The 17052-nt window shown below is 51.7% G+C and carries 12 protein-coding genes; 9 read left to right on the forward strand and 3 right to left on the reverse strand.

Annotation, left to right across the window (positions count from 1 at the left end; genetic code table 11):
• Nucleotides 1–73: 73 nt before the first annotated feature.
• The 6 genes from proP (at nucleotide 74) to NQH49_RS22075 (ending at nucleotide 10995) form a co-directional block, all read left to right on the forward strand.
• Entirely contained in the window at nucleotides 74–1513 is a 1440-nt protein-coding gene (gene proP, locus NQH49_RS22050) for a glycine betaine/L-proline transporter ProP (protein WP_256698858.1), read from the forward strand.
• Nucleotides 1514–1639: 126 nt separating this feature from the next.
• On the forward strand, nucleotides 1640–2443 hold the full coding sequence (locus NQH49_RS22055) for an acyltransferase (RefSeq protein ID WP_256698859.1): 804 nt from the start codon (nucleotides 1640–1642) through the stop codon (nucleotides 2441–2443).
• A gap of 314 nt (nucleotides 2444–2757) precedes the next feature.
• Complete coding sequence (treZ, locus tag NQH49_RS22060; RefSeq protein WP_256698860.1) at nucleotides 2758–4542, forward strand: malto-oligosyltrehalose trehalohydrolase; 1785 nt, start codon at nucleotides 2758–2760, stop codon at nucleotides 4540–4542.
• The gene (treY, locus tag NQH49_RS22065; protein WP_256698861.1) at nucleotides 4539–7025 is read left to right on the forward strand and encodes a malto-oligosyltrehalose synthase; all 2487 of its coding nucleotides are present in this window, start codon (nucleotides 4539–4541) and stop codon (nucleotides 7023–7025) included. The genes treZ and treY overlap by 4 nt, the downstream gene beginning before the upstream one ends.
• A gap of 35 nt (nucleotides 7026–7060) precedes the next feature.
• A complete protein-coding gene (glgX, locus tag NQH49_RS22070; protein WP_256698862.1) occupies nucleotides 7061–9133 on the forward strand; it encodes a glycogen debranching protein GlgX in 2073 nt (690 codons plus the stop codon).
• A 218-nt stretch (nucleotides 9134–9351) separates the two neighbouring features.
• Complete coding sequence (locus tag NQH49_RS22075; RefSeq protein WP_256698863.1) at nucleotides 9352–10995, forward strand: methyl-accepting chemotaxis protein; 1644 nt, start codon at nucleotides 9352–9354, stop codon at nucleotides 10993–10995.
• A gap of 82 nt (nucleotides 10996–11077) precedes the next feature.
• On the opposite strand, the gene NQH49_RS22080 is transcribed toward NQH49_RS22075, so the two are convergent.
• Complete coding sequence (locus tag NQH49_RS22080; RefSeq protein ID WP_256698865.1) at nucleotides 11078–11560, reverse strand: cold-shock protein; 483 nt, start codon at nucleotides 11558–11560, stop codon at nucleotides 11078–11080.
• A gap of 189 nt (nucleotides 11561–11749) precedes the next feature.
• Here NQH49_RS22080 and NQH49_RS22085 point away from each other — a divergent pair, with 189 nt between their 5' ends.
• Nucleotides 11750–12433, forward strand: coding sequence for an RluA family pseudouridine synthase (locus NQH49_RS22085; protein WP_256698866.1), 684 nt, complete (start codon nucleotides 11750–11752; stop codon nucleotides 12431–12433).
• Between the two features lie 20 nt (nucleotides 12434–12453).
• Here NQH49_RS22085 and NQH49_RS22090 read toward each other — a convergent pair whose 3' ends face one another.
• A complete protein-coding gene (locus tag NQH49_RS22090) occupies nucleotides 12454–12993 on the reverse strand; it encodes a DUF2058 domain-containing protein (protein ID WP_256699151.1) in 540 nt (179 codons plus the stop codon).
• 306 nt (nucleotides 12994–13299) lie between these two features.
• On the opposite strand from NQH49_RS22090, the gene NQH49_RS22095 reads away from it, so the two are divergent.
• Both NQH49_RS22095 and NQH49_RS22100 read left to right on the forward strand, forming a co-directional pair.
• Entirely contained in the window at nucleotides 13300–14283 is a 984-nt protein-coding gene (locus tag NQH49_RS22095) for a DUF1852 domain-containing protein (protein ID WP_256698867.1), read from the forward strand.
• A gap of 29 nt (nucleotides 14284–14312) precedes the next feature.
• Nucleotides 14313–15344: a methionine synthase gene (locus NQH49_RS22100; protein ID WP_256698868.1), complete on the forward strand. Its 1032-nt coding sequence runs from the start codon at nucleotides 14313–14315 to the stop codon at nucleotides 15342–15344.
• Nucleotides 15345–15415: 71 nt separating this feature from the next.
• On the opposite strand, the gene NQH49_RS22105 is transcribed toward NQH49_RS22100, so the two are convergent.
• Nucleotides 15416–16882 (reverse strand): glucosyltransferase domain-containing protein, encoded by a 1467-nt coding sequence (locus NQH49_RS22105; RefSeq protein ID WP_256698869.1) that lies wholly within the window; start codon nucleotides 16880–16882, stop codon nucleotides 15416–15418.
• Between the last annotated feature and the right edge of the window lie 170 nt (nucleotides 16883–17052).

Consider the following 17052-nt stretch of genomic DNA (forward strand, 5'->3'; position numbering starts at 1 on the left):
GCTTTCTTTTCCATTGAAGAAATTACGGCTGCGAAAGCTATAAGATCGCACCATTTTCTAACCTGGGGAATATATGAGCACAGGAACAGATACAAATAATTCAGTCACATCCAGTGGTTTAACCGTTGATGACATCACCGTCATCGACAACAAACTACTCAAACGCGCGGTCAGTGCCGCCGCGTTGGGTAATGCGATGGAGTGGTTTGATTTCGGCGTCTACAGCTATCTCGCCGTGATCATTGGTCAGGTGTTCTTTGCCGATGCCAGCGCTGCCGCGCAGTTGATCGCTTCGTTCGGTACCTTTGCTGCGGCATTTTTAGTGCGTCCGATTGGCGGCATGGTGTTTGGCCCGCTCGGCGATCGCATTGGCCGTCAGAAGGTGTTGGCGTTAACCATGATCATGATGTCGATCGGTACCTTCTGTATCGGTCTGATTCCGAGCTATGCCAGCATTGGTATCGCCGCGCCAATTCTTCTGCTGCTCGCGCGCTTATTGCAGGGTTTCTCTACCGGCGGTGAATATGGCGGTGCCGCCACCTTTATCGCGGAATACTCCACCGATAAGCGGCGCGGCTTTATGGGTAGTTTCCTTGAGTTCGGGACGCTGGGCGGCTATTTGCTGGGTGCCAGCCTGGTCACCGCGATGATCGCTTTCTTACCGCATCAAACCATGATGGATTGGGGCTGGCGTGTGCCATTCTTCCTCGCTGCGCCGTTGGGTCTGTTCGGTTTGTATATCCGCTTAAAGCTGGAAGAGACGCCTGCGTTTAAAGATCACATGGATAAGCGCGAAGAGATGGAGCACAACAAACCGCGCCTGAGCGTGTGGCAGATGCTGCGCGATCAGCGTAAACCGCTGCTGAAATGTATCGGTCTGGTGCTGCTGTTCAACGTCTCCAACTATATGTTGACTGCCTACATGCCGAGCTATTTAACCGGTGTGCTGGGAATGAGTGAATTATCCGGCCTGATGTTGGTGATGGTGATTATGTTTATCATGATGCCGCTGACGTTGATGTGGGGACATTTAACCGACCGCATTGGCCGCCGCCCGGTGATTGGTTTGGGTGCGCTGGGTTTAATTGTGTTGGCGATCCCGAGCTACATGCTGATTGGTTCTGGCAACATGCTGCTGGTGTTTGCCGGATTGGCGATACTGGGCTTGTTGCATACCTGCTTTAGCGGCACCATGCCGGCAACATTACCGGCACTGTTTGTCACCGACATTCGTTACAGCGCGCTGGCGATTGGTTTTAACTTATCGGTTTCACTGTTTGGTGGCACCACGCCTCTAATCACTGCATGGCTGGTGGATACTACGCACAATAATCTGATGCCGGCGTATTACATGATCGGTGCCGGGATTATTGGTTTGCTGACGGTATTAACCTTGAGTGAAACGGCACGTAAACCGCTGAAAGGTTCATCGCCTGCGGTGGCGACGGAAGCAGAAGCGCATCGTTTGCTCGATAAGCTGCGTAAACGCAAGGTTAAGCATAAATCGGCCTAACGGCTCAGCAACCGATATGCCAGTCAGTTAACGCTGACTGGCATTTTTTTATGTGCCATCTTAAGTTTCGAACTTTGATCGCCGCTTTTCAGGTATCTCACAATGCTTGATTAGGCTTAATCATCGATGGTTATTACGGAAAAAGAAGCACTTTCGACGCTCGAGGGAAATATGTTCCTCGGTGAACTCCCTGAAATGATCAACAGTAAAATCGTTTTCTCTGGCTCAGGAAATATCTTCATCTGCGAACCCGGCGTTAAGTTGCATAATTCAAGCATTGAATTTAATGCGAATAACTCGATAGTGTATTTAAGCTCAAGCCATTTCCCCTATCCGGTGACGATCGTTATTCACTCGAACTCCATCTGTTATCTGGGAAGAAATAACTATATCAATGATAAATTGACACTCATTCTTTCCGAAGAGAAGCACATTTTTATAGGACATGATTGTTGTATCTCGCTCGGTATATGGATGCGTAACGCCGATCCACATTTAGTCTTTAATCAAGAAGATCACGCCAGAATTAATCATTCCAAAAGTATCTATATTGGTGACCATGTCTGGCTCGGTCAAAACGCCATGATTTTGAAAGGTTCGGTTATCCACTCGGGTAGTATTGTGGGTGCGATGAGCCTCGTGGCGGGTAAAACCATCTCCTCAAACAGCTGTTGGGGCGGCAACCCGGCGACAAAACTCAAAGATGAGATTTTTTGGTCTGGCGAATGCGTTCATTCCTGGACAGAAGAAATGACCAAAAACAATGATAATTGTCATCACGATCATTACACATTTGCAAATACGGGTGAGGTCGTCGATATCAGCGATTTTGAACGGCAGTTACAAGCCACCTCCCAAGCGACAGACAAAGTCAGATTATTGATTAAAATGCTGCTCAAAAATAATGCTAAAAATCGATTCTACGGATGATTTTTTAGAACTTACATACCATTACGGCGCGGCTTAATGTGCAAAACGACGCGCCGCAATCGGGTGCCATTTAGCCCTAACAGCCATTCATACGCTCAACCATCTGGATAACCGAAGCGTGACACATCAGCGTTCAAACAGATAATTTCCGAAACCCGCCTGAAATCCACTGCCTCACGCCAGAAAACGCCAAAATATCGACTATGATTTGTTGTCCGACCTAACTTTCATCCCAAATTATTTATCGTTTTCAGCCAGTAGCGAATCGCTTGATGTCGTCCATTGCCCCTGCGTGGGCTAAACGAGGCAATTGAATGGAATTCAGATCATTTGAAAAATCCTGGGGCGCTGAAATTCTTGCTGATGACAGCGTCCGTTTTCGTGTTTGGGCACCTGGGCAGCAGCGCATCACCTTAAGACTTGCCGATAACGACGCAGCCATGCTCGACGCAGGTGACGGTTGGTTTGCGCTGCAAGTCAGCGGCGTAGCGCCCGGCGCAGAGTATAACTTTGTGCTGGACGATGGCACGGTAGTGCCCGATCCCGCCGCACGTGCGCAAAAGGCGGACGTCAACGGCCCTTCACTGGTTATCGATCCGCAAAGCTATCGCTGGCAGCACACCGCATGGCAAGGTCGTCCGTGGCATGAAACGGTGGTGTATGAAATGCACATCGGTACCTTCACGCCCGAAGGCACATTCCAGGCGGCGATAGCCAAATTGCCTTGGCTGGCTGAGTTAGGCATCACGCAACTGGAAGTGCTGCCGGTGTCGCAGTTCGGCGGCAATCGCGGTTGGGGCTACGACGGCGTGTTGCTCTACGCTCCGCATGCGGCTTACGGATCGCCGGATGATTTCAAAGCCTTTATCGATGCCGCCCACGCGCACGGTTTGTCGGTGGTGCTGGATATCGTGCTCAACCACTTTGGCCCGGAAGGCAACTATCTGCCGCTACTAGCGCCGGAGTTTTTCCACCAGGAGCGCATGACGCCGTGGGGCGCAGGCATTGCTTATGATGTCGATGCGGTGCGTCGCTACATCGTCGAAGCGCCGCTCTACTGGCTGCAGGAGTTTAATCTGGATGGCCTGCGTTTTGATGCCATCGATCAGATTGAAGATAGCTCCAGCAAGCATGCGCTGATTGAGATTGCCGAACGCATCCGTCAGGCCATTCCCGAGCGCCCTATCCATCTCACCACTGAAGATTGCCGCAACGTCATCTTCCTGCATCCGCGAGATAAACAGGGCAACGCGCCGCTGTTTACTGGCGAGTGGAACGATGATTTCCACAATGCGGTGCACGTATTCGCCACCGGTGAAACCCACGCTTATTACGAGGATTTCGCCGACGTGCCAGAGAAACGCGTGGCGCGCGTGCTGACCGAAGGCTTTGCTTATCAGGGTGAACTGTCGCCGCAGAGTGGACAGCGGCGCGGCGTACCGAGCGCCAGCCAGCCGCCAGTGGCATTCGTCGATTTCATCCAGAACCATGATCAGGTCGGTAACCGCGCGCAGGGCGATCGTTTGATCAGCCTGGCGGGCAGCGATCGTACCAAAGTGCTGCTGGCGACGCTGCTGCTATCGCCACACATTCCGCTGCTGTTTATGGGCGAAGAGTATGGCGAAACCAATCCCTTCCTGTTCTTCACCGATTTCCATGGCGATTTGGCCAAAGCAGTACGTGAAGGCCGCGCGAAGGAGTTCACCGGTCACGCCGGGCATGACCAAGAAGTGCCGGATCCTAATGCGGAACAGACCTTCATCCGCTCGAAACTTGACTGGAATACGCTGCAAACGCCGGCGGGTCAGAGCTGGCTGGCGTTAACGCGCGAGTTGCTGGCGCTGCGTCAGCAACATATCGTGCCGCTGCTGGCGGATGCGGGCGGCAACAGTGGCAAGGTGCTCGCCACGGCGGAAGGCTTTGTTGCCGTCAGCTGGCGTTTTCCGCAGGGCGAGCTGTCGCTGGCGTTGAATATCGGCAAGCAGACGCAACCTTTACCCACCATGCCAGGCCGCACGATTTTCGCCTGGCCGCAAGAAACTGAAGCATTACCCCAACACACCATTGTGGTGCGTTTGGATCAGGGAGCAACAAAATGAGTATTCCAACCGCGACGTACCGCATTCAGTTTCGCAACGGCATGACCTTTGATCGCGCCGCGGCGCTGGTGCCTTATCTGCAACGCCTTGGCATCAGCCATCTTTACGCGTCGCCGATTTTCAGCGCCACCGCCGAATCCACTCACGGTTACGATGTGACCGATGCCAATGAGATCGAACCAGCAATTGGCGGGCGTGACGGCTTCAATCGGCTGGTTGAAGCGTTGCAGGACGCGGAGATCGGCTTGATTCTCGATATCGTGCCAAACCATATGGCGGCCTCGCTGGAGAATGCCTGGTGGCGCGATGTGATTGAGTATGGCGAGAGCAGCCGCTATGCCAATCACTTTGACATTGACTGGACGCGCCGTCTGACGCTGCCGTTTCTCGGCGACAGCTTCGAGAACGTGCTGGAAAACGGTGAGCTGAGCATTAAAGCGCATCCGGAAACCGGCCATCCGGCGCTGGCCTATTACGACAGCTTTTACCCGCTGACGCCCGCCAGCTGGCAGGATCGCGCTGACGAGGTGCTGGCGATCACCGATGCCAACGCGATTGCCGAACTGCATGAGCAGCAGCCGTGGCGCTTGATGAGCTGGCGCGATGCACGCAGCGAGCTCTCTTATCGCCGTTTCTTTGAGATCACCGGTTTAGTCGGCGTGCGCGTTGAGGATGAAGCGGTGTTTGCCGATTCCCATCAGCTGATTCTCGAGCTGGTGCGCTCGGGCGCGGTCAGCGGCCTGCGCGTCGATCATGTAGATGGCCTTGCCGATCCGCAAGGCTATTTGCGTCAGCTGCGCCAGGCCACCGGCCCGGATTGCTATATCACGGTGGAAAAGATCCTCGCCGAAGGGGAACAGATTCCTGCCGACTGGCCGATTTCTGGCACCACCGGCTACGAATTTATTGCTGCGCTGTCGCACGCGCTGGTCGATGATTCGCAGATCGATACCCTGCATCTGGCCTATGAAGCCACCACCGGACAACCCAACGACGTTGAGGGTGGACTGCGCGTGGCGCGCGAATTGATGGTCGATCGCAATTTCGCCGGTGAATTTGCGCGTTTACTCAAGCTGGCGACGCAGATTGCCGTTTCCGAACATCGCAACCTCGGTGAAGCGGAACTGCACGTCGCGCTGCGGGAAATCCTCATCGCCTTCCCGGTGTATCGTACCTACGGCCAGCAGGATGGCATGCCGCTTGAAGGCGAAGAGCTGCTGCAACAGGTGCTGGAAAGGGTGAAAAACAGCGCGTCGCCGACGGTGCTGAGTTTGCTGCAGGCGATGCTATTGGGCGCGGTTTCCGAAGAGAGCGAAAAAGAGGCGCATGAATTCCGCGTACGCTTCCAGCAACTGACCGGACCGCTGATGGCGAAGTCGGTGGAAGACACGCTGTTCTTCCGCAATCACGTCGCGTTAGCCATCAATGAAGTGGGCGCAGAGCCGCTGCCGCATGCCTTCTCGCTGGCGCATTTCCACAGCGAGATGCAAACACGGCTGCAGCAGCAACCCGATGGCATCTCTTCCACTTCAACCCACGACACCAAGCGTGGCGAAGATGCGCGTGCGCGGCTGTACACACTGAGCGAAGCGCCTGCGTTGTGGGCGGAACACGTGACGCGCTGGCGGCAGATTAATCAGGCGCAGGTGGTGGAGCTGGAAGATGGCGCCGCACCGGAACCGGCGGTGGAATGGATGCTGTATCAGGCGTTAGCCGGCGTGTGGCCGACCACCTTGCAGCCGCAGGATGCCAGCCAACTTGAAGAACGCTTTATTCCCTTTGTCGAGAAAGCGTTACGCGAAGCCAAGCTGCGCACCGATTGGGCAGAGAGCAATGAAGCCTACGAAAAGGCGGTGCTGGATTACGCACGCCATCTGCTTTCACCGGCCAATCAGCAGTTTCTCAGCGACTTCAGCCACGCGTTGCAGCCGTTTATTCAGGCCGGACTGATCAACAGCCTGACGCAAACGGTGATCAAACTCACCGCGCCGGGCGTGCCGGATATCTATCAGGGCAGCGAAGCACTGGACTTCAGCCTGGTCGATCCCGACAACCGCCGCACGCCGGACTTTGATCTGCTGGAGCAGCAGCTTGCAGAGTCTGAATCTCCCGATTTCAACGATGCGCAAAACTGGCTGAGCGGCAAACTGAAACAACAGGTCATTGCCCGCCTTCTGCATCTGCGCCGCGATTATCCGCAGCTGTTCCGCGTGGGTGATTATCAGCCGCTGCAGGTTAGCGGCGAACATCAGGAGAAAGTCATCGCTTTTGCGCGTCAGGACAGCGACCACGCGTTGCTGGTGATCTTGCCGCGCCTGAGTTTCGATAACGCGCAGTGGACGCAAACCGAAGTGGTTCTGACCGAATCACTCGCCCATCGCCACTATCGCAACTTATGGACAGGCGCAAGCGTGGCGATTGGCGATTACATCGCGCTGGATGAGGCGGCCTCGAGTGCGCCGTTGGTGCTGCTAAGCAGCTGATGCATTACCCGATTAATCTGTGAGGAGAATTATTGATGACAAGTAAGCATCTGGAAATTACAGCAGGTTCGGGACAAGTGCTTGGCGCTAACTATGATGGCCAAGGCGTGAACTTTGCCCTGTTTTCAGCCTGCGCTGAGCGAGTTGAGCTGTGTTTGTACGATGAAAGCGGCGAAAACGAAATCGCCCGCTTCGATTTGCCGGAATATACCCATGAAGTGTGGCACGGCTATATTCCCGGTTTGCAGCCCGGCGCGCTTTATGGCTATCGCGTGCATGGCCCGTACGAGCCGGAAAATGGCCATCGCTTTAACCCCAATAAATTGTTGCTCGACCCTTACGCGCGCGAACTGGCGGGCGAATTGCAGTGGGACGAGTCGCACTTTGCTTACGACCTGCTGCATGAAGACAAAGACCTCAGTTTTGATACCCGCGACAGCGCGCCATTTACGCCGAAATGCGTCGTCATCGATCCCAACGAATTCGATTGGCAGGATGCCAATCGCCCCAATATTCCATGGTCGAAAACGGTGATTTATGAAGCCCATGTAAAAGGCTTCAGCCAGCTTAATCCAGCGGTGCCTGAAGAAATGCGCGGCACTTACGATGGGATGAGCAATCAGGCCTCGATCGATTACATCAAAAGCCTCGGCGTGACTACCGTGGAACTGCTGCCAGTGCACGGTTTCCCGGACGATCAGCATCTGCTGGATCGCGGTCTGAAAAACTTCTGGGGCTACAACACGCTGGCGTTCTTCGCGCCGGCCACGCGCTACTTTGGTCCGCGCGGCATTCAGGGCTTCCGCGATATGGTGCGTGCCTTCCACGATGCCGGCATCGAAGTGATTCTTGATGTGGTCTATAACCACACTGCCGAGGGTAATGAACTCGGTCCAACCTTGTCGTTTAAAGGCATCGATAACTACTCCTATTACCGCACGCTGCCGGATCAGCATCGCTACTACATCAACGATACCGGTACCGGCAACACGGTGAATACCTCGCATCCGCGCGTGTTGCAGATGATTCTGGATTCGCTGCGTTATTGGGCCGAATCGATGCACGTCGACGGCTTCCGCTTCGATCTCGGCACCGTGCTGGGTCGTGAACCGGAAGGCTTTGACGAACGTAGTGGCTTCTTTGACGCCATCATGCAGGATCCGGTGTTGTCCAAACTGAAGTTGATTGGCGAGCCATGGGATATCGGGCCAGGCGGCTATCAGGTTGGTGGTTTCCCGCCAGGCTGGGCGGAGTGGAACGACAAGTATCGCGATACGGTGCGTGAATATTGGAAAGGTGACATGGTCACAAATGATTTCGCCGCGCGCCTGCTCGGTTCCGGCGATCTCTACGATCAGCGCGGTCGCCGTCCGTGGTCCAGCATCAACTTCCTTACCGCGCATGATGGCTTCACGCTGAACGATTTAGTGTCGTATAACGAGAAACACAACGAAGCCAACGGCGAAGATAACAACGACGGCCACAACGAGAACCGTTCGTACAACTACGGCGCGGAAGGCCCGACGGACGATGAAGGCATCAATGCGGTGCGCGAGCGGCAGAAACGCAATTTCCTCGCCACGCTGCTGTTCTCGCACGGCACGCCGATGCTGCTGGCGGGCGATGAGTTTGGTCGCAGTCAGCTTGGCAACAACAACGGCTATTGTCAGGACAGCGAGATTTCCTGGCTGCACTGGGAAAACCTGCCGCCTTCCGCTGATGCGCTGCGCGACTTTACACGGCATATTTTGGCGTTAAGAGCCAAACAGCCGCTGCTGCGGCGTGAAAGCTGGCGCGATGGGATGGAAATCAAATGGTTTAACGCCGGTGGCGGTTTCCAGCAGGCCGATCAATGGGATGATGGCACCACGCTCGGGGTGTATCTCGGTCGCCCGGATTTAGAGACGGAGGAAGGGATTTGGCATGACGTGTTGATGCTGTTTAATCCGTACGAAGGCAACGTGCCGTTCCGTATTCCCCAGTTTGGTGAAGGCGGCTGGGTACTGGAGCTTTCGACGTCGGACAGCGTTGAGAAGGGTTTGGTGATTACTAAAGAAAAGGATTTCGAGCTGGAAGGCCGCAGCCTGGCGCTGTTCCGCAGGCCATAGCCGGGTTGTCATTGATGGCGTAATGCACATCGGGTAAACGTTAAACGGTCGCCATGAATGGCGACCCTACAGCTGTTTGGCGAGGTTTTCGTAGGGTGCGCATTCATGCGCACCGGATAAATTAAATTAACTAAATTCCTTAATCTGCCGATGGTTATTAACTTGCCCTCTTCCCTGAGCTGCCAAAGCCGGGATGCTTTAAGATTAAGGATAATGAAATGAACATCTCCCAACGTCTGTTTGCCACATTCTCCATCCTGTTTGGTGCCATCATCCTACAAGCTGTCCTCGCCATTTCTCTGCTTTCAGGTTTTCAGGATCGTTTTGAATATGTACAGGCCAATGCCATTCCCTCCATCAAGGATCTTGGCAAATTGATTGATGGCAGTAACCAACTGGCGCTGACGCTGTACAAACACAAAAGCCAGACCGACGACAGTAAAATGCCGGTGATTGAGAATGAGATCCAAATACAGCTGGCGGATTTGAAATCACAAACCGATTACTACATGGCAAACGATATCTCCAATGATGAAGATAAGCGTTTAACGGAAGTTGCTTACGCCAATATTGAGCATGTCATTGCCGCGCTTCCGCCCTTTTTAGCGGCATCACGCGCCCATCAGAATGACATCAGTATGGATCTGATCAACGGACAAACCGGCATCGGTGCCGCCATCCGACAGCTGATCAGTGATTATCAAAAACAGCTGCAACTGAATATCGCCATCGGTGATGAACTGCGCGCCACCAACCGAAGTACCTTCCATTCGGTGCTCTGGACCACCATTGCTGGCGTTATCGCCACTGTACTGATTTTTGGTGTGCTGTCGCTGTTCACTGTACTGCGTATTCGTCGCAGCTTGTCTGCGGCGGGTAAAGTGATGATGACCGCCAGCGAGAACCTCGATTTAACCTTGAAGGCGGATGAAAGTCGTCGTGATGAAGTGGGCAATATGGCGCACTCGTTTAACGTCTTGATGGATCGCGTATCAGTTGCCCTTTCGTCCGTACGGCAGGCGTCACAATCGGTGAGCAGCGCATCGGTACAGATCACCGCGGGCAACGAAGATCTTTCGTCACGCACCGAACAGCAGGCGGCATCATTGGAACAAACTGCTGCCAGCATGACCGAACTGAGCGAAACCGTACGCCAGACTGCCGATAACACCCGCCAGGCGAGTCAGCTTGCTGCTAACGCCAGCGGCTTGTCGGAGAAGAGCAGCACATCACTGACCACTATGCTTTCAACCATGGATAACATTCGTGGTAGCTCGCGCAAAGTGACCGAAATCGTCTCGATCATTGAAGGCATTGCTTTCCAGACCAATATCCTGGCGCTCAATGCGGCTGTTGAAGCCGCACGTGCCGGTGAGCATGGCAAAGGATTCGCCGTGGTCGCCGGTGAAGTTCGCAGCTTATCGCAGCGTTCCACCACCGCCGCGCGTGAAATTAAGACGCTGATTGAAGAGTCTCATCGTTTGACCGAAGCCGGTGCCGCGCAGGCCAGCGACGTGGGCCGCAATATGAGCGTAATGAATGATGCCATTCATCAGGTGAGCCAGCTGATGGAAGAGATTGCCGCTGCCGCCGTTGAGCAGAGCCAGGGCATTGTACAGGTGCAGCAAGCGGTGAATCAGATGGACGATGTCACGCAGCAGAACGCCGCGCTGGTGGAAGAAGCTTCTGCCGCTTCGCGGTCGCTGCAGGAGCAGGCCGGGAATCTGAATCAGCTGGTGGGTAAATTCCATGTTGCGGGTGTGGGCGAGGTTCATCAAAAGCAGGCTGTGATGCGTACTGCTTCATTCGTTAAACCCTCGCGCGTTGCGGTGGTGAATGATGCGGATTGGCAGAGTTTTTAAGATGTTTTAGCCGGTGCGCATGATTGCGCACCCTACAAAAACGTAGGGTCGCCATTCATGGCGACCTCTTAACTAACTGGCATTACACCTTCAGCATTTTCACCGTGGCATCAATATCGATTTCATCTGCCGTGAAAATCAAGGTTGTGCCCTGAAAAGTGGTAATCGCCAGTTTTTTCAGTGAGCGCACTTCATCCGGCTTAATATCTGTTTTCGGCTTGATGCTATTCATCAAAATACCCACTGACAGCACGGTATTCTCTTTATCGATACGCGTCTCAACCGGCACTTCTTCGCTGTAAACCACGTAAGACTTGATCGACGTAAGCTTAAGGCGCTCACCGGCAATATAGATATATTTGCTTTCGGGTAAGACTTTCACCGCATAGGCTGACAAACCCTTGTTATTGGTTGTCGGCTCGAATGTCACCGCGGCATCTTTCTTGATCAGCTCAGGGTTAGCGACCTTAATCACATGGAAATAGCGGTTATCGCCATTTTCATCTTTGATAAATCCAAAACCTTTATCCTGAAACCAGGTTGTGATCGTTCCGTTCATCGCCATTGCCGCCTACCTAATCGTTATCTACTCAGTTTTTTCAGCGCGCAGTGTAAAGCACATTGCCTGCGCAGACCACGTCTTTGCTGTAAGTCTGGACGATAATTTTTGGCCAGGCGAGTGCTTATCCACCAGATTCGCCAGCTAGTTGAAAATTCGTTATTATCCGCCTCCATTCACAATCCGGGCGTTTTGATGTCTACCATTATCGATCACTTTATTGCCCCGCCTTGCGATGACGAAATTGAGATTCTCTATCAGGATGAGCATCTGCTGCTGATCAATAAACCTGCTGGCCTGCTCAGCCTGTCGGGGAAAAATCCGCTCAATCTCGATTCGGTGCATCATCGATTAGTAAAGCTGTTCCCCGGCTGCACGCTGGTGCATCGGCTGGATTTCGGTACTTCGGGGTTAATGGTGATTGCCCGCAACAAGGCGATGAATGCCGCATTGTGCCAGCAGTTCAGCCAGCGCAGCGTAACCAAGATTTATCACGCGCTGTTGTGTGGGCATCTGGCTGAGAATGAAGGTGTGATCGACGCGCCAATTGCTAAAGATGCGGCGCTGTTTCCACTGATGACGATTTGCGCAGTCAATGGCAAACCTGCTCGTTCACGCTATCGTGTCATTGAGCGTACGCATGACGGGATGCTGCCATTAACGCGGGTAGAACTCACACCTGAAACGGGACGCACGCATCAACTGCGCATTCACTGCCAGCAGTTGGGCCATCCGATTTTGGGTTGCGATCTGTATGGCGGGCGCTTGCTGCCAGGAAGCGAACAAACGCCGCGTTTGATGTTACACGCCAGCGAGTTGAATTTTATTCATCCGGTAAGCGGTGAGCCAATAAACATCCGGAATATATGCCCTTTCTGACAGCGTAACCGGCGTTTTGCTTACCACATCAAATCATCTGGCACTTTGAAATCAGCGTACGGATCGTCTTCATCCTGCTCTTCCTGACTCAGCGCACTGTTCAATACGACACTGCTCGCATCTCGCTGGGCAATTTTATCCGCAACGCTGGCAGGAATAATCGCGTATTGACTCTCACCATTGCTATCCACGCTCAGTCGCGCGATGGCAAGGCGGCCATTAATCAGTTGGGTCTGGGTCAGCTTATCCACGTCGATTTTTTTGATCAGATTATTGTCGGTGAAATTAAAACCAATATTGCCTTTCGAAATATCGATTTTATTCATTTCGATCAACTGCTTAACCTGCGCTTTATACTCTTTAGCTAAAGTCGCCTGTTTTTGCTGCTCACTCAGCTGCTTATCGCGCTCCAGCTGCGCTTTTTTGTTCTCTTCCACCGCCTCTCTGGCCTCACGAGCCTGAACGCGTGATTTTTTAGCGGTTCGTTGGACCTTGTCCATTTTTTTGCTGCTGACTAAGCCTGCTTTCAGCATTTGCTCTTGTAAGGTGAGTTTTGCCATTTTCGTGTCTGACCCGTTAAAAAATTTGGGGAGAGTATACCTGCAATGATGAAGTCTGTGCCACACCGCACGGGCTGACTGCTGTGCGCACGATCTTCATCATTCCTCTCATCATGAAATTCCTTCATGATCGATGAAATTAAATCACTTTTTTTCAACCAGCGACTCAGGCATAAAAGTACCATCGTTAATAACTTAAAATAATATGAAGCCTGCTGATTGAGAGTACCCGAAAAGAACAAGGGGAAAGCGTAAAAATCCAGCCACAGCAAGGCTTTATATTAATAATCAGGACAGCAGACTAAAATGAACAACGCCTTTACTTTTACGGTTAAGAGCCTTCGTTTCGACGAAAATTACAATCCTTCGAGCAATACACGCATCACCACCAACTTTGCGAATCTGGCGCGCGGTGAGAAGCGTCAGGAGAATCTGCGCAACGCGCTGGTGATGATTGATAACCGCTTTAATTCTCTGGCGCATTGGGACAACCCAAAAAGCGATCGTTATGCGGTTGAGCTGGAGATTATTACGGCTGAGCTGAATCTAGGTGCTGAAGGCAATGGCAATACCTTCCCAGTCATTGAAATTTTGAAAACGAATATCGTTGATAAAAAAACCAATGAGCGCATCGAAGGGATTGTGGGCAATAACTTCTCTTCCTACGTACGTGATTATGACTTCAGCGTCGTGTTGTCAGAGCATAACAAGAGCCACACTGAATTCCGTACACCTGATAACTTTGGCGATCTGCATGGCAATATTTTCAAGAATTTCGTTAACTCAGATGCCTACAAAGCTAACTTCAATAAAGCACCGGTTATCTGCCTGAGCGTTTCAAGTAAAAATACCTATTACCGCACCGGCAATGTACATCCGGTATTGGGCATTGAATATCAGCAGGATGAACTCTCACTGACGGATGAATATTTCGGAAAAATGGGTCTGCGGGCGCGCTATTTCATGCCGGCAAACAGTGCTGCGCCATTGGCTTTCTATTTCCATGGTGATTTACTCCGTGATTACACCAATCTTGAGCTGATCGGTACTATCAGCACCATGGAGACGTTCCAGAAGATTTACCGCCCTGAGATTTACAATGCTAATTCGGCCGCCGGTAATCAATATCAGCCAAGCTTAAATCATCAGGATTATTCTTTAACGCGAATTGTTTATGATCGAGAAGAACGTAGCCATTTGGCAGTTGAACAAGGGAAGTTCACGGAAGAGCGCTTTATTAAGCCTTACCAAACTATTCTTGAGCAATGGTTTGCTACTCCCGTTCTTTGATCACCCATAAAAATAGAAGGTCACCTGCTATGAAAAAATTATTACCGACTTCCACTGCTGGTAGTTTGCCGAAACCATCATGGTTGGCTCAGCCCGAAACATTGTGGTCGCCGTGGAAATTACAAGATCAGGAATTAACCGACGGTAAGCAAGATGCGCTGCGTTTGTGTCTGGAAGATCAACAGCAAGCAGGCATTGATATCGTCAGTGATGGCGAGCAAACGCGTCAGCACTTTGTTACCACCTTTATTGAACACCTTAACGGCGTGGATTTTGAGAAGCGCGAGATCGTAAAAATCCGCGATCGTTATGATGCCAGTGTTCCGACCGTGGTTGGCCCGGTAAGCCGTCAAAAATCCGTGTTTGTTGAAGATGCTAAGTTTTTGCGTCAGCAAACTGATCGTCCCATTAAATGGGCGCTGCCGGGTCCAATGACCATGATCGACACGCTTTATGATAACCACTATAAAAGCCGTGAAAAACTGGCATGGGAATTCGCTAAAATTCTCAATGAAGAAGCCAAAGAGTTAGAAGCGGTGGGCGTCGATATTATTCAGTTTGATGAGCCTGCATTTAACGTCTTCTTTGACGAAGTGAATGACTGGGGTATCGCTACCCTGGAAAGAGCCATCGAAGGTCTGAAATGTGAAACCGCGGTGCATATTTGCTACGGTTATGGCATCAAAGCCAATACCGACTGGAAAAAGACGCTGGGCACCGAGTGGCGTCAATACGAAGAGATCTTCCCTAAGCTGCAAAAGTCGAATATCGATATCATCTCACTGGAATGTCAAAACTCACATGTGCCGATGGAATTGATGGAACTGATTCGCGGCAAAAAAGTGATGGTTGGCGCCATCGACGTGGCAAGCAATACCATTGAAACGCCTGAAGAAGTTGCCGCGACGCTGCGTAAAGCGCTGCAGTTTGTCGACGCCGATAAGCTTTATCCTTGCACCAACTGCGGCATGATTCCTTTGCCGCGCGGCGTGGCAAGAGGCAAACTGGATGCGTTAAGCGCCGGTGCGGAGATCGTACGTAAAGAGCTGATGAATAAATAACGCCGCCAAATAGCACCATATATAAAACTCGGTCCGGGATATGACAATCATTCCCGGACCGAGCAGCTGAATCAGTGATTAACCTGCCCGCCCGACTTTCTGAAATCAATTACCATCGTTTGCCCCTCCTGAAAAGCGTCAAAATCCGGTCCTTGCGAAAGATACTGGCGTGGTTTAATCACTCTCATCTCTTCCGTTGCTTTCAACGCTTTCAACCTCAAGCCAGCGTTTTTAATCAAAGCCAGCCAAATCCACCCCTCAGACTCACCCAGCATTTTCATCCGAATATGATCGATGATGGGGTAGTTACGAATATTGGTTTGTACTTCCGGAGCATCATTCAGCTGACCAACAAAAGCGAGGGAATCAATCGATTGTGCGCCAGGAATCGACAGCGTGATTTTAATCTGATTCATTACATCCATTTGGTAACGTTGGTCGTTCACCACCGTGTTGAAACTTATTAACATCACCACCAGATGATAAAACAGCAAGATAACACTGAATCCTGCCAGCCAGTTTCTTATAGCAGGTAAAGCGTGCACGGATACGTAGAAACAGAACAGGCAGGTAATGCTGCTGGCGCCCAACATGCGTGGTGCAAATAAGGGAGTGGCTAATGCCAAAGAAAGACCGGGAATCGCCATAATGACAATTAATCCCGCACTTAGCATCAAGATGGCTGCGCTTATCGTGAATTTACGCTGCTGTTTTAAATTGAGTGCCATCACAATAAGGCCTGAAAGCAGCATCAACAAAGGCAGCAATAAAAATATCATCATGCCGCGCGGATAAGCGCTAATAAAGAGGCGACTGAAGGTTTTAATCGTCTCGATGATGACTGGCAAAGACTCTGAATTGGGTAATAATAGCTTGCTGTGTTTCATGCTGTACCAGTCGATCTTTACCGGCAGCAGATAATTCATCGCCAGTTTATAGACCACAATGGCAATGCCCAGCGCCACTATTTTCCCAGCCAGCCACGCCCATGTTGATTGATCATTATTTAACCGAGAAATAACCAGTAACGCTACGCAAGCAATATAGACATTAAGTCCTGGCTGATAGAGCGTCTGAATCAGCAGTAATATTAGCGCCGTGTACATAACCGCCTGAAACGGCTTGGATCGGTTCACCAGGCTTGCCAGCATGGCGCCAGCGAATGACAAAAGAATGGTGAAACTGTCAAAGGTATACAGCATTCCCTGCGCCAGAAAGGGATTAAGCACGATAAAAATTGGCGGTACAAATGACCAGCAGCCAATCAGAGGAATTTTAAGCTTTTCAGTGAAGAGCACAGCCGCAACACTCAGCGCCAGCAATCCGAGCAGTAAATTAAGCGGAGAAACATCGCTGAGCGTATTACCAAAAGAGATCAAAGCCTGTAATAACCAGGTGCCCGGTCTTCCATTGCTCAGCCATGTCGATCTATCCCCATCCAGGATCCGGTAAAGGTCATCCCGATAATAAATTTTGTGGGTCCAGACAGGAATCGTCGCGAGCATTCCCATCATCATGGTCAACGCGATACGCTGCATCCGGCTTGCCGACGGAGGATCATTTACGGGCATCATTTTATTAGCGAATTTCCATCGATCGGGGCGGGCGGACTTTTATTTCCGCGTAGATACAAGCAAGTGTAGGCGGTTTTTTAGAAGGGATGCTCAGGGATGATAAACATCATTGGCAGGCAAGGGCTGTGCGGATA

Source organism: Pantoea trifolii (genome assembly GCF_024506435.1).
In the GTDB taxonomy this organism is placed as follows: Bacteria; Pseudomonadota; Gammaproteobacteria; order Enterobacterales; family Enterobacteriaceae; genus Pantoea; species Pantoea trifolii.

What these genes read in the sequence shown, in the direction of transcription:
- proP (WP_256698858.1), top strand. Translation starts at nt 74, where the DNA reads ATGAGCACAGGAACAGATACAAATAATTCAGTCACATCCAGTGGTTTA.
- NQH49_RS22055 (WP_256698859.1), top strand. Translation starts at nt 1,640, where the DNA reads ATGGTTATTACGGAAAAAGAAGCACTTTCGACGCTCGAGGGAAATATG.
- treZ (WP_256698860.1), top strand. Translation starts at nt 2,758, where the DNA reads ATGGAATTCAGATCATTTGAAAAATCCTGGGGCGCTGAAATTCTTGCT.
- treY (WP_256698861.1), top strand. Translation starts at nt 4,539, where the DNA reads ATGAGTATTCCAACCGCGACGTACCGCATTCAGTTTCGCAACGGCATG.
- glgX (WP_256698862.1), top strand. Translation starts at nt 7,061, where the DNA reads ATGACAAGTAAGCATCTGGAAATTACAGCAGGTTCGGGACAAGTGCTT.
- NQH49_RS22075 (WP_256698863.1), top strand. Translation starts at nt 9,352, where the DNA reads ATGAACATCTCCCAACGTCTGTTTGCCACATTCTCCATCCTGTTTGGT.
- NQH49_RS22080 (WP_256698865.1), bottom strand. Translation starts at nt 11,560, where the DNA reads ATGGCGATGAACGGAACGATCACAACCTGGTTTCAGGATAAAGGTTTT.
- NQH49_RS22085 (WP_256698866.1), top strand. Translation starts at nt 11,750, where the DNA reads ATGTCTACCATTATCGATCACTTTATTGCCCCGCCTTGCGATGACGAA.
- NQH49_RS22090 (WP_256699151.1), bottom strand. Translation starts at nt 12,993, where the DNA reads ATGGCAAAACTCACCTTACAAGAGCAAATGCTGAAAGCAGGCTTAGTC.
- NQH49_RS22095 (WP_256698867.1), top strand. Translation starts at nt 13,300, where the DNA reads ATGAACAACGCCTTTACTTTTACGGTTAAGAGCCTTCGTTTCGACGAA.
- NQH49_RS22100 (WP_256698868.1), top strand. Translation starts at nt 14,313, where the DNA reads ATGAAAAAATTATTACCGACTTCCACTGCTGGTAGTTTGCCGAAACCA.
- NQH49_RS22105 (WP_256698869.1), bottom strand. Translation starts at nt 16,882, where the DNA reads ATGCAGCGTATCGCGTTGACCATGATGATGGGAATGCTCGCGACGATT.